The sequence below is a fragment of the Paraliobacillus sp. JSM ZJ581 genome (assembly GCF_044383835.1).
GTDB lineage: Bacteria > Bacillota > Bacilli > Bacillales > Amphibacillaceae > Paraliobacillus.
In genome coordinates, this window is sequence record NZ_JBISEP010000044.1 from 1 (window position 1) to 12,508 (window position 12,508).

General features: G+C 35.5%; 11 protein-coding genes, 2 tRNA genes, 1 rRNA gene and 1 pseudogene. 4 read left to right on the top strand and 11 right to left on the bottom strand.

What is annotated here, in order from left to right; translation table 11 throughout:
- Window positions 1–515 precede the first annotated feature (515 nt).
- Window positions 516–1,033 (top strand): annotated as a pseudogene (locus ACH6CY_RS15070) (transposase); the annotation flags it as partial.
- Window positions 1,034–1,502: 469 nt separating this feature from the next.
- Here ACH6CY_RS15070 and groL read toward each other — a convergent pair.
- Together groL and groES are read right to left on the bottom strand one after the other, a co-directional pair.
- Window positions 1,503–3,134: a chaperonin GroEL gene (gene groL / locus ACH6CY_RS15075; protein ID WP_374068141.1), complete on the bottom strand. Its 1,632-nt coding sequence runs from the start codon at window positions 3,132–3,134 to the stop codon at window positions 1,503–1,505.
- A gap of 52 nt (window positions 3,135–3,186) precedes the next feature.
- The gene (gene groES / locus ACH6CY_RS15080; RefSeq protein WP_374068142.1) at window positions 3,187–3,471 is read right to left on the bottom strand and encodes a co-chaperone GroES; all 285 of its coding nucleotides are present in this window, start codon (window positions 3,469–3,471) and stop codon (window positions 3,187–3,189) included.
- Between the two features lie 248 nt (window positions 3,472–3,719).
- On the opposite strand from groES, the gene ACH6CY_RS15085 reads away from it, so the two are divergent.
- Window positions 3,720–4,439 carry a CPBP family intramembrane glutamic endopeptidase gene (locus ACH6CY_RS15085; RefSeq protein WP_374068143.1) on the top strand — a complete coding sequence of 240 codons (720 nt, stop codon included), beginning with the start codon at window positions 3,720–3,722 and terminating at the stop codon, window positions 4,437–4,439.
- 7 nt (window positions 4,440–4,446) lie between these two features.
- Window positions 4,447–4,650 (top strand): YdiK family protein, encoded by a 204-nt coding sequence (locus tag ACH6CY_RS15090; protein ID WP_374068144.1) that lies wholly within the window; start codon window positions 4,447–4,449, stop codon window positions 4,648–4,650.
- A gap of 75 nt (window positions 4,651–4,725) precedes the next feature.
- Here the strand turns inward: ACH6CY_RS15090 and ACH6CY_RS15095 are convergent, their stop codons facing one another.
- Window positions 4,726–5,367: a redox-sensing transcriptional repressor Rex gene (locus ACH6CY_RS15095; protein ID WP_374068145.1), complete on the bottom strand. Its 642-nt coding sequence runs from the start codon at window positions 5,365–5,367 to the stop codon at window positions 4,726–4,728.
- Between the two features lie 232 nt (window positions 5,368–5,599).
- Here ACH6CY_RS15095 and ACH6CY_RS15100 point away from each other — a divergent pair, with 232 nt between their 5' ends.
- Complete coding sequence (locus ACH6CY_RS15100) at window positions 5,600–7,525, top strand: ABC-F family ATP-binding cassette domain-containing protein (protein ID WP_374068146.1); 1,926 nt, start codon at window positions 5,600–5,602, stop codon at window positions 7,523–7,525.
- A 295-nt stretch (window positions 7,526–7,820) separates the two neighbouring features.
- Here the strand turns inward: ACH6CY_RS15100 and tsaD are convergent, their stop codons facing one another.
- The 8 genes from tsaD to rrf form a co-directional block, all read right to left on the bottom strand.
- Window positions 7,821–8,855: a tRNA (adenosine(37)-N6)-threonylcarbamoyltransferase complex transferase subunit TsaD gene (gene tsaD, locus ACH6CY_RS15105; protein WP_374068147.1), complete on the bottom strand. Its 1,035-nt coding sequence runs from the start codon at window positions 8,853–8,855 to the stop codon at window positions 7,821–7,823.
- Window positions 8,848–9,300: a ribosomal protein S18-alanine N-acetyltransferase gene (rimI, locus tag ACH6CY_RS15110; RefSeq protein ID WP_374068148.1), complete on the bottom strand. Its 453-nt coding sequence runs from the start codon at window positions 9,298–9,300 to the stop codon at window positions 8,848–8,850. The genes tsaD and rimI overlap by 8 nt, the downstream gene beginning before the upstream one ends.
- Window positions 9,293–10,006 (bottom strand): tRNA (adenosine(37)-N6)-threonylcarbamoyltransferase complex dimerization subunit type 1 TsaB, encoded by a 714-nt coding sequence (tsaB, locus tag ACH6CY_RS15115; RefSeq protein ID WP_374068149.1) that lies wholly within the window; start codon window positions 10,004–10,006, stop codon window positions 9,293–9,295. The genes rimI and tsaB overlap by 8 nt, the downstream gene beginning before the upstream one ends.
- Window positions 10,003–10,458 carry a tRNA (adenosine(37)-N6)-threonylcarbamoyltransferase complex ATPase subunit type 1 TsaE gene (tsaE, locus tag ACH6CY_RS15120; protein ID WP_374068150.1) on the bottom strand — a complete coding sequence of 152 codons (456 nt, stop codon included), beginning with the start codon at window positions 10,456–10,458 and terminating at the stop codon, window positions 10,003–10,005. The genes tsaB and tsaE overlap by 4 nt, the downstream gene beginning before the upstream one ends.
- Window positions 10,459–10,464: 6 nt before the next feature.
- On the bottom strand, window positions 10,465–11,439 hold the full coding sequence (gene thiL, locus ACH6CY_RS15125; protein ID WP_374068151.1) for a thiamine-phosphate kinase: 975 nt from the start codon (window positions 11,437–11,439) through the stop codon (window positions 10,465–10,467).
- Window positions 11,440–12,177: 738 nt separating this feature from the next.
- Window positions 12,178–12,254: transfer RNA gene (locus ACH6CY_RS15130), tRNA-Asp, on the bottom strand.
- 4 nt (window positions 12,255–12,258) lie between these two features.
- Window positions 12,259–12,335 (bottom strand) — tRNA-Met (locus ACH6CY_RS15135).
- 48 nt (window positions 12,336–12,383) lie between these two features.
- Window positions 12,384–12,499 (bottom strand): 5S ribosomal RNA (gene rrf / locus ACH6CY_RS15140).
- Window positions 12,500–12,508 lie beyond the last annotated feature (9 nt).

Here is a 12,508-nt window from a genome sequence, read left to right on the forward strand (position 1 = left end):
CTTCGAGAATTAATCTATGAAGATTATCTCATCTGGAGACTGAGTTGCATACGTGTGTAGTATTTGACGCTTACATTAATACCACAGTTAAATAAGTAATCACATTATTAAAAATGACATCATTTATTCTGAATACATATGATAATGCTATGAAAATTACAATAGACAACGCTGATAAGAATTTTATTATTTTCAATTTAGATGGCACCCTCTTAATTATTTAAATTTTAATACGAGTTCCCTAAATAATATTAATATTATAAGTAATATAATACCACTTTTTATAAAAGCAGCAATATAAAACCATTAAAATGTAAATGAAAATTCCATATTTATGAATTAAATTTATTAATATCAGTTCTTGATATTCTAGATCCCTAAACCAAAAGTATCATAGTATTTATCCTTTGCTAATTGTTTTCACAATATCAAATTATTTTCCTTGTTATCTTTTGCACGTTTCATTTGTTATATCTATACCATTTTTATAGTGATTAATCTCGGGTAGTCGCTAAACTAAAGATGTTGGGTATGATTATGAAACAATATACGAACAAGTACATCGAATGGGACAACAATCTGTCATTGCATACAACAAGCGAAATGAAAGCGAACTCCTTGGTTATGACAAACATTTCGCACCGACCTGTTTTCGTGAACATTCCTATCGTTATGATAGCTTTGATTCTAAATATGAAACAATGAAGTACACGAAACCAAAGGAGTGCAACAATTGTCCACTAGCCAACGAAGGTATCTGTCAAAAAGTTTATAAGGTGAAAATAACCGAAGACCTTCGGAAATATACTGCCCCGCTCGTGGTTTACAGGATTGGAAAAATATTTTCAAACGTCGGACCGCTGTGGAACGTGTTAACGCCTATCTCAAAGAATTCTTTCAACTTAATAATGTTCGTTATCGGACAGGAGAACGTGCGAAAGTTCATTTTGACATGGTTACACTTGTTTATAATGCATCAAAACTGGCTGTAGATCGTATTCATACCCAATTAAATCAGCAACAAGCTGCATGATTTCTGTTTTTTTAAATACAATTTCGAGATTCTGTCAGTCTTTGTATTTTTAAAAAGAGCAATTGTGAAATTGACTCAATGACGATGTAATTATATCAAAGAAAAGAAAATTAGTTGAAGAAATTAAGAAGGATAACATTGTTGAGAAATACCTGAATCATGCTGAATTATAAGGTTTTTTAAAAAAATTAAATTTGTACGGATTGGAATTAGATAAAGAACGATTTTATTTATTAGCTTTTATTGGTATGCGCTTTGCAAAAGGAGGACATAGATACAACGATGAAAACTTATACACATGTTACTAAAAAAATGAAAAAGGACGCTTTCGACAAAGTAAGAACTTTATACGAAAACGACCTTTCAGACCTTATTTAAATATAGATCGTGACACAAATGTCACTTTTTAACATGGTTTTAATATAATGTCATTCACAAACATTATTATACCAACGTTTGTAGGCGTTTCTTACATCATGCCGCCCATTCCACCCATACCGCCCATGTCAGGCATTGCAGGTGCACCGCCTTCTTCTGGAATGTCTGCTACTACTGCTTCTGTAGTTAGGAACATTGCTGCAACAGATGCTGCATTTTGAAGAGCTGAGCGTGTTACTTTCGTTGGGTCAACGATACCAGCGTCAATCATGTTTACCCATTCGCCACTAGCTGCGTTGTATCCAACACCAACTGCTTCACCTTTAAGTTTTTCAACAATAACTGAACCTTCAAGTCCAGCATTTTCAACGATTTGACGAAGTGGTTCTTCTAATGCACGCAATACGATGCTTGCACCAGTTGCTTCATCACCATCAAGTGCAAGATCTTGCACTTGCTTGTAAACGTTTAGTAGTGCTGTTCCACCACCAGATACGATGCCTTCTTCTACTGCTGCACGAGTAGAGTTTAGTGCATCTTCAATACGTAATTTACGCTCTTTCAATTCTGTTTCTGTAGCTGCACCAACTTTTACTACCGCTACGCCACCAGAAAGTTTTGCTAAACGCTCTTGAAGTTTTTCTTTGTCAAATTCAGAAGTCGTTTCTTCTGCTTGTGCACGGATTTGTGCAACACGTGCAGAAATTTGTTCTGGATTTCCAGCACCTTCAACGACTGTTGTATTTTCTTTCGTAACAACAACTTTAGACGCACGACCTAGTTGTTCGATTGTTGTGTTTTTCAAGTCTAAGCCTAAGTCTTCTGTAATTACTTCTGCACCAGTTAATGTCGCGATATCTTCAAGCATTGCTTTACGACGATCACCAAATCCAGGAGCTTTTACTGCTACTGCGTTAAATGTTCCACGAAGTTTGTTCACTACTAATGTAGCTAATGCTTCACCCTCTACATCCTCAGCAATTAAAAGAAGTGGTTTACCTTGTTGTACAACTTGTTCTAGTACAGGTAGTACTTCTTGAATATTGTTAATTTTCTTATCTGTAATCAAGATATATGGATCTTCTAATACTGCTTCCATTTTATCTTGATCAGTAACCATGTATGGAGAAGAGTATCCACGATCAAATTGCATACCTTCCACGACTTCAAGCTCGGTGTTAAAGCCTTTGGACTCCTCAATCGTAATTACCCCATCATTCCCAACGCGCTCCATCGCTTCAGCAATTAACTGACCTACTTCATCATCACCAGATGAAATAGAAGCAACTTGGGCAATGGACTCTCTTCCTTCAATTGGTTTAGATATCTTGCGTAGCTCTTCTGTCGCTAGTTCAACCGCTTTTTCAATTCCACGGCGGACACCTACAGGATTTGCTCCGGATGCGACGTTTTTTAATCCTTCTTGGATCATTGCTTGTGCTAAAACAGTTGCAGTTGTTGTACCGTCACCAGCAACATCATTTGTTTGTGATGCTACTTCAGATACTAGTTGTGCACCCATGTTTTCAAATTCATCTTCTAACTCAATTTCTTTTGCGATCGTTACCCCATCATTTGTAATTAGAGGTGAACCGTATTTTTTACCTAAAACAACGTTACGCCCTTTTGGTCCTAATGTTACTTTTACTGCATTTGCTAATGTATCAACACCACGTAGCATTGAGCGACGAGCATCTTCACTAAACTTAATTTCTTTAGCCATCTTAATAAGCCCTCCTAAATTCGTAATTAAGTATATTATTTGTATTCTTCATTTAGCCAATAACAGCTAAAATATCATTTTCTCGAAGAATTAAGTATTCTTTTCCTTCATATTTCACTTCTGTTCCTGCGAACTTAGAGAAAATAATCGTATTTCCTTCAGCAACCTCTGGAGCGATTTTTTTCCCGTTATCTGTTACACGACCAGAACCTACTGCAACAACTTTTCCTTCTTGTGGTTTTTCTTTCGCAGAATCTGGTAATACAATTCCACTTGCAGTTTTTTCTTCTTGTTCTACGAGTTCAATAATGACACGATCACCTAATGGCTTTAGCATCAAAAAACCCTCCTTCATTATTTTCAATATGTTTTTTTCTATTTTAGCACTCGGCTATGAAGAGTGCTAACACAATTATTATAATAATGAATTACTTTTTATTTTGCAAGTATTATGATGTATTTTTTCAAAAAAATTTTCTATCTTTTTCTACAAAATCGTCATAAACGTACTAATTCAATTCTATTCATATAATATGTTAAAATACATTTGTTAAACAAATTTTAAAAAAGAGGAGTCGTTTATCGTTGGAAAAAAGATATTTGTACATATTATTAACATACATATTGATGCAGCTATCGTCTATTCCGGTTGCTATTATTATAAAAGCATCCAGTATTAGTAAAACGTATTATTCAATAATTGGAACAAGCTGGACGATCTTTAGCTTTACTGTTGCTTTAATCATTATGGTGTATCTATTAAAACCAGAAAGGAATTTGCGCAAGCATCCTGATGCAGCAAGTTTAGGCATGGTGATTATTTGGTCCATTATAGGAATCGTTATGGCTATGTTAGGCCAAGGCATAATGAATCTAATTCAAACATTTTTACTAGGTATTGAGCCTGGATCAGAAAACACACAAAATATTATGGCACTTGCACGGGCTACACCAATCTTTATTATTGTCGTTGCCATTATCGGGCCAATTTTAGAAGAAATCGTGTTTCGTAAAATTATTTTTGGTGAAGTATATAAACGTACCAATTTTTTCATTGGTGCCTTAGCATCAGGATTAATATTCGCTGTCGTCCACGCTGATTTTAAAAATACGTTAATTTATTTAACGATTGGATTCGTTTTTGCTTTTATCTATGTACAATCCAAACGAATTATTGTACCAATCATTGCACACTCGACTATGAATGCAGTCGTGGTGATTGCGCAGTTGAGCATCAGCCCTGAAGAATTAAACCGGATGCTAGAACAGTATGAGAAAATACAAATGATCGTTTTTGGGGGCTAAACTTCGAATGAAACATTCACCTTTACCTTTAGCTGTTATGTATTTTATTATCGGTGTCTCCTTTACTTTTTTCGGCATCGAATCGGCGCAAGGTACACTGTGGAATTTTTTCACCGTTTCACTTGCAATTTTTGCTACATTTAACTTTGCTATAACCATTCGATTAGTAGCATTACACATACATGTCAAACGTACAAAAAAGAAAAAATAAATATGCATTCACACATATCTGAGTAGTTGAAACAAAAAGGTAGTGACATTCCCTTACAATGCCACTACCTTTCTTCTATTCTTCTGCTTCTGGAGAATAATGCTTCATAAAATAAATTAATGATTGGAGTTCTACTGCTAAATCAATATGATGGACTCGTACTTTATCAGGTACTGTTATTCGAGCTGGCGTAAAGTTCAATATTCCACTTATCCCCGCTTCAATTAATCTTTCTGTAATGGATTGTGCTTCTAGTCCCGGAACAGTTAAAATCGCTGCTTGAACATTACCAAGATACTTCTCCAGATCATCAATATGATAGATCGGTACTCCACCTATCTCTTGATTAACTTTATCAGGACTTGTATCAAAAGCCATTTCAATTTTTGTGTTATTGTTTTTGGTGAAATTATAGTTCAGAAATGCTGTACCTAGATTACCAACACCAATAAGGGCAACATTGGTTATTTCATCCTGATCTAATGTTTTTCTAAAGAAACCGAGTAAGTATTCGACATTATATCCATACCCTTTCTTTCCTAATGCACCAAAGTAGGAAAAGTCTCTACGTATAGTTGCTGAATCCACTTTAACCGCTTCACTCAACTCTTTAGAAGATACGCGCGATTTTCCTTGAAGGTACAAATTATTTAGAAAGCGATAATAAAGTGGCAAACGTTTCGCTGTTGCTTGCGGTATTTTAGTATGTTCTGACATGTTCCATTCCCCTTCTATTCATATTACCCCTATTGTTTGTTCTCCAAAAAATTTATTTAGTAGAACTTTATTTATTATATCTGTATCTATATCTTAACAAAAAATCAAACATATGTCGTGAAGAATTACACGTACTACTTATAGTATAGACATTTTTTATTTATATACCTAACCATTTGCTTGCTAGTTAAACAAAAATTGCGATAAACTAAGTATTATGAGGTGAAAAAAGATGATATTAATGCAAATCAATCAGTTATCGAAGCGCTATGGTGCGGAACTGATTCTATCAAATATAAAGTTAGAGATAAAATCGAACGATAGAATTGCTATTGTAGGCAGAAACGGTGCAGGAAAATCAACATTATTAAAAATTATGGCCGATGTGCTCTCTTATGATGAGGGAGACATACATAAACCTAAACATGTTACACTTGGCTATCTAGCACAAAATACAGGATTAGAAACAAATGAAACCATTTGGAATGAAATGTTGTCCGTTTTTGCTGAGTTAATTGAAACGGAAGACAAACTTAGAGCAATGGAGCAGCAAATGGGTAATCCTACATTAATGGAGGATAATTCGCGATATCAGCAACTACTTCACAGTTATGACCAACTGCAAGAGGATTTCAAAAAAAATGGTGGCTATCAATACGAGGCTGACATTAAAGCTGTTTTAAATGGTCTCAACTTCAAAGAATTTGATCTAGCTACGCCAATTAATGAACTTAGTGGTGGTCAAAAAACGCGTTTAGCTTTAGGTAAACTACTACTATCAAAGCCAGACGTTTTAATTTTGGATGAACCGACAAACCATTTAGACATTGAAACATTGACTTGGCTAGAAGTTTATTTAAATAATTATCACGGAGCCGTTGTTATCGTTTCCCACGATCGATACTTTCTTGATAAGACAGTGAATACGATTTATGAGATCTCACGCCATCAATCGAAGAAATATCACGGGAACTACACAAAATACTTAGTCCAAAAGGCTGCTGACTATGAGCGAGAAATGAAGGAATTTGAAAAGCAACAAACAGAAATAAAACGTATGGAAGATTTTGTTCAAAGAAATTTGGCTCGAGCTTCTACAACAAAACGCGCACAAAGTAGAAGAAAGCAATTAGAGAAAATAGAACGAATGGACAAACCAAAAGGGGATGAAGGGTCTGCCTCCTTTAGCTTTACTATTAACCAACGAAGTGGCAATGATGTGATCAAAGTAAAAGAATTAGCTTTTCATTATGATGATACCGATGATCCAATCTTCTCTGATCTATCCTTCCAAGTATCACGTGGGGACCGGATTGCTTTAGTTGGGCCAAACGGTGTAGGGAAAACAACTTTATTAAAAACAATAACTGGCGATCTTCATCCATCCAATGGTGATATTCAAATAGGTTCTAAAGTAGACATCGGTTACTATGATCAAGAACAAACGAAACTCCATTCAACCAAATCTGTACTTATGGAATTATGGGATGATTATCCAATGATAGATGAAAAAGATATACGGACAACACTGGGGAATTTTTTGTTTTCCGGAGATGATGTACTTAAAACGGTATCTGCTTTAAGTGGTGGTGAAAAAGCTAGACTTGCATTAGCAAAATTAATGATGCAAAAAGCAAATTTATTAATACTTGATGAGCCGACGAACCATTTGGATCTCGATAGTAAGGAAGTATTAGAGGCTGCGTTAATCGACTTTCCTGGTACAATTATTTTTGTATCACACGATCGTTATTTTATTAATGAAATTGCATCAGAAGTGTTAGAAATGCAGCCTGAAGGATCAAGCCTTTATCTTGGTGATTATGATTATTACTTAGAAAAAAAGCAAGAAGCATTTGAGCTAGCACAATTACAAGTTCAAGAAAAGGAAACAGAAGAAAAGCAAGCCGTAAAGTCCAGCTTCCACCAAGATAAAGCACGAAAGCAAGAGCAACGAAAAATAGAACGACGTATAGAAGAAATCGAGCGTAAGATTGAGAAGTTAGAAGCAGCTGTTGAAAATAATGAAGCATTACTTTGTAAACCGTATATCTTCCAAGACCATGAAAAGGCACTAACATTAACAACAGAAAATGAACAAGTAAATGCTCAAATTGAACAATTGATGGTTGAATGGGAAGCATTGCAAGAAGAGTAAAGAATAACTTAAAAATGAATACTAGTTGAACAGATTGTGGATAAGTGTTTTCGTGTCTGTCCAGTTATTTATGCACAGACAAAAAGCCTTATTCACTACTTTTTCGCTATTTATCCACAGTATCCACAGAAAAACCATATGTTATCCACAGATTTTGTGCACAGATCAATTACTTCTATAAAAGTATTTTGCAAAACATATCCACATTCTCAATCATTACTTGTGGATATGTTTAATATGCTCTTGTTGTACAAATAGTAAAATCCCCAGCTTCTAAAATGAACTGGGGAAATCTTTATGATTGTTTTCTATTTCCATACCGTTCTAAATCTAAACTTGGATTAGCGTTTAAATCCCAGCCTGCACGATGTCCTTGCTCGTAAGCAATCGATCCGGCTGCACCAATCATTGCGGCATTATCTGTGCATAACCATAGTGGTGGTATGGATAAAGGTATATTCACATCAGTAAACTTTTCTGTTAACTTTTGACGAAGACCTTTATTTGCCGCTACTCCTCCTGCAAGTACGACTTGTTTCACATCATATTCCTTTGCAGCTTGATATGTTTTTTCTGTTAAAACCTCAACTACACTAGCTTGAAAACTTGCAGCAATATTAGCATTGTTCGGTTCTTCTCCTCGTTGCTTACTATTGTGCAAATGATTAATAACTGCTGATTTCAATCCACTAAAGCTAAAATCAAATGATCCTTCTTCTAACCATGCACGAGGAAATGGAATAGTCTCTTTCCCAATTTGAGCTAACCGATCTATTTCCGGCCCTCCAGGATAAGGTAAACCTAATGTTCTAGCTACTTTATCATACGCTTCACCTGCCGCATCATCTCTCGTTTCGCCAATGATTTCAAATGAACCATGTTCTTTCATCATGACCAACTCTGTATGCCCACCCGATACGACAAGTGCTAATAGTGGAAACGTCAGTTCTCTTTCTATTCGATTAGCATAAATATGACCAGCAATATGATGCACACCAACTAACGGTAGCTGATTTGCATATGCAAGTGCTTTAGCAGCATTCACACCTACAAGCAATGCCCCAACAAGTCCTGGACCTTCCGTTACGGCAATCGCACTCATCTCACTTATCTCCATATTTGCTTTATTCAGGGTTTCCTCTAACACCATCGTTATTTGTTCTACATGATGACGAGACGCAATTTCTGGGACTACTCCACCAAAACGTTTATGACTCTGTATTTGAGAAGCTACAACATTAGCAACTACTTCTTGACCATTTTTTAGTATGGCTGCTGCAGTTTCATCACAACTTGTTTCTAATGCTAAAATAAATTGCTCTTTATTCATTTACATTCACCCACATTACCATCGCATCTTCATTATTATCGGTATAATAATTTTTTCTTATGCCGGCTGGCTTTAAACCGAATTTCCGATATAATTTTTGTGCAACTAAATTTGAAACCCTAACTTCTAAAGATAAACGAACAGCCCCGGCTAACATTGCTTGATTGATTATGTATTGAAATAAGTAGCTACCATATCCAAACCCTCGATAGTTAGGTAAAATTGCAATATTCGTTATTTGTGCTTCATCAATAACGATCCATAAACCACAAAACCCGATAATTTGTCGATCTTTTTCAATCACATAATACGCTGCATAAGCGTTTTCTGTTAACTCTTTTTGGTAAATATCTTCTGTCCAAGGAACTGAGAAACATGCTTCTTCAATTATCTTTACTTGCTCTATATCATCCATCGTCATTTGACGTATTACTACTTCACGCATTGTCTTGTTCCTTTTGCTTCGCTAACCATTTTGCTTCTGCTTCAACAAGACGCAAATAATTTGGAGTTAGCTGGTGAACATTTTCTGCAGAACGGTCTTTTCCTATCATTGCTAATAAAGCAGGGTTAGGAGTATGAAATGGTTCAATCGGAAAAATCGCATTCTCCTTCATCAGTTCTCCAATCACTTCCTTATGTATATCAAGATCTGGACTTAAAAACATAATCGATTGATCTTTTTCTTTTAGTTGGTTCAGCCAATCAGTAAAAAGGATATTTCTCTCCTTTTTCACTAATCTCATTTGATTATTTTGATCCGATTCATATAAACTTGTATAAACCAAACCTCTGCGCGCATCAAAAAATGGACATATTTTAGATGATTGATTTATCCCGTTAAAAGCTAATGCCTCTAAACTAGATACTCCTATTACCGGGATGTTTAACGTCCATCCCATCATTTTGGCTGTAGATAAACCAATTCTCACACCAGTGTACGATCCTGGTCCTTTCGCCACTATAATTTTAGTCAAATCTTGTGGAAGCAAAGCGACTGTTTTCATGACTTGATCAATGACAGGCATCAACCTTTTTGAATGCTTCGCTTTACTATTTTCCTTATGCTCTATCAATACGCTATTTGTATGGTCATCATAAATAGCTACACCTAATGTTTCGTTAGATGTATCAATGGCGAGTATACTCATCGTATTAACTCCTTACATATTTTTTCAAAATCATGTCCATTGGGATATAGTATCATTTGCCGTTTATTATCTTCTATTGTTTTTAATTCAATATCTAATCGTTTATCAGGTAGAAATGCTGTAATAAATTGTGGCCACTCCACAACACTAATGCCATCTCCGTTAAAGTATTCATCAAAGCCTATATCCTCATCGCTTTCCTCTAAGCGATAAACATCCATATGATAAAGAGGTAGTTCCCCCATGTATTCTTTAACAATCGTAAATGTAGGGCTATTAATTGTCCGCGTCACACCTAACCCAATACCTAATCCTTTTGTAAATGTTGTTTTTCCCGCACCTAAATCACCTTGTAATGTGACAACATCACCAGGACGAAGCAAAACAGCTAATTTCTCTGCTATCTTGATCGTTTCTTCTGTTGTATTGGTTATTACTTTAAATGGTTTCATGTCCTTTTAACTCCTATGTGTATAACCTGCTTTTTTTAATTGGATGATTTGTTTATCCTTTTTTAAAAATACCGATCCGTTTGTGTTTTCGTTCGACGTTACATATCCGATTTTTTTCACTTCTGTATGCGTTAATTTAGCTGCTTCCTTTACTTTTTCCCAATCTTCTAAGGCAACTGCCCCGACCAATTCAAAATCTTCTCCACCAGTTAACATAAACTTTTCTCTTTGCTCTGGAGAGAACTGCTGTAATGCCTGATGCATTGGTAATTGATCATAATCAATATAAACAGTTAAATTAGCAGCTTCTGCTAATTCATTTGCTTCACTTGATATCCCATCACTCACATCGTTTAAAGCAACACGGTTTAATGATTGTAATTCACGTGCAAAAGTTACACGTGGCATGGGCATGCGATGGCGATTAATTAAGTATTTAGCATCTGATACTGTTTCTTTTTGGGGATTCAATAATAGATATAATCCAGCACTCGAATCACCTAAAGTCCCAGTAACAAACAAAACATCATTTTTCTGCATTGCACTGCGGTACCTCGCTTTATATTGTTCTACAAAACCAACAATAGTTACTGAAATAACTAACTCTTTACCTGAAACTGTATCGCCACCAATAAGGTCCATTTTATATAATGTAGCAATGTCATGCATCCCACTATATATTTCTTGTAATTCTTCTTCTGACCAATGCGCCGGTGCAACAATGGAAATCATGTAATAAGCCGGTGATGCACCCATTGCAGCCATATCACTTATATTCGCTGCTAATAAACGATAGCCTACATGATACGGTGTCATGGTTTGTCTTGAAAAATGAATATTTTCAACAAATGTGTCCACGGCAGTCACTGTATCTAAATATGATTGACGAAATACCGCAGCATCATCACCAATTCCTTTAATAATCGTAGGTTGTTTATAGTTTTTTTGTTTTATTGAATCAATAAATTTAAATTCATTCATTGTAATAACCCTCATTTATTTGTTCTTATTCTATCATAGCAAAAAAACATCAATTTCAAAAATATTTAAGTGAAATACATTGGTATTTTATAGACCTTTTATAATTATCGTATTTTCTAATAAAATGATTTCATTAAATTCACTATGTCTACAACATATCATTTTAAGTTTTCGTTATTACATCAGGGTTTGAGGTTCTTTGTCAAAGGTGTGGTGTAATTTTCACTTCACCATCTCTGTGATTAGATGCATATTATAAATAATGTTTATGCCTGAACCGCAAGGGAAATATACTCGCTTTCCTCATGTGGGGACTCTGCTAAAGACTCTTTTATAATAAGACTTTTCTAATCTTTTGTCGCACAATATTTTATTTTTAAACGTTCAAAATTTTTAATCCCATAAGACATTCGTTTCGTCACTTTTATCGAGTTTCAGCCCCTCATTATTAAAGAAGTACATAATTCGATTGAAGGATTTTTTGTTTTTAGCGTTTTAATAAGAAATATTCGAAGCTTCTATAACTATTAAACATGCTTCTCATTCTTGTTTTGCACGCTTTTCCTCTCCTTTTGTGGCTATAACTTTAGAATATACTTCTCTTCAATCTTTGATAGAACAGAGGGAACCACCACGTTTAGTATATAGCCTGATCATGTCGGCTACATCTTTAATTAACTAAATAAAGCCTTAGGAATATCCTAAGGCTTTTATGTAACGTATATTTTATTTGAATAGTGGCGGTCCGGACGGGACTCGAACCCGCGACCTCCTGCGTGACAGGCAGGCATTCTAACCAACTGAACTACCGGACCATTTTGGTTGCGGGGGCAGGATTTGAACCTACGACCTTCGGGTTATGAGCCCGACGAGCTACCAGACTGCTCCACCCCGCGATAATGTAGGTAATTAAAATACCTACTATAAATAGTGTTACTTATATTGCCTAGCGACGTCCTACTCTTGCAGGGGCAAGGCCCCAACTACCATCAGCGCTGAAGAGCTTAACTACTGTGTTCGGCATGGGAACAGGTGTGACCTCTTCGCTATTGTCACTAGACCAATATTA

Bases quoted from the DNA above. Each gene is read 5' to 3' on its own strand.
- rimI (WP_374068148.1), bottom strand. From the start codon at position 9,300: ATGCGTGAAGTAGTAATACGTCAAATGACGATGGATGATATAGAGCAA.
- groL (WP_374068141.1), bottom strand. From the start codon at position 3,134: ATGGCTAAAGAAATTAAGTTTAGTGAAGATGCTCGTCGCTCAATGCTA.
- tsaD (WP_374068147.1), bottom strand. From the start codon at position 8,855: ATGAATAAAGAGCAATTTATTTTAGCATTAGAAACAAGTTGTGATGAA.
- ACH6CY_RS15100 (WP_374068146.1), top strand. From the start codon at position 5,600: ATGATATTAATGCAAATCAATCAGTTATCGAAGCGCTATGGTGCGGAA.
- ACH6CY_RS15090 (WP_374068144.1), top strand. From the start codon at position 4,447: ATGAAACATTCACCTTTACCTTTAGCTGTTATGTATTTTATTATCGGT.
- tsaE (WP_374068150.1), bottom strand. From the start codon at position 10,458: ATGAAACCATTTAAAGTAATAACCAATACAACAGAAGAAACGATCAAG.
- groES (WP_374068142.1), bottom strand. From the start codon at position 3,471: ATGCTAAAGCCATTAGGTGATCGTGTCATTATTGAACTCGTAGAACAA.
- thiL (WP_374068151.1), bottom strand. From the start codon at position 11,439: ATGAATGAATTTAAATTTATTGATTCAATAAAACAAAAAAACTATAAA.
- ACH6CY_RS15095 (WP_374068145.1), bottom strand. From the start codon at position 5,367: ATGTCAGAACATACTAAAATACCGCAAGCAACAGCGAAACGTTTGCCA.
- tsaB (WP_374068149.1), bottom strand. From the start codon at position 10,006: ATGAGTATACTCGCCATTGATACATCTAACGAAACATTAGGTGTAGCT.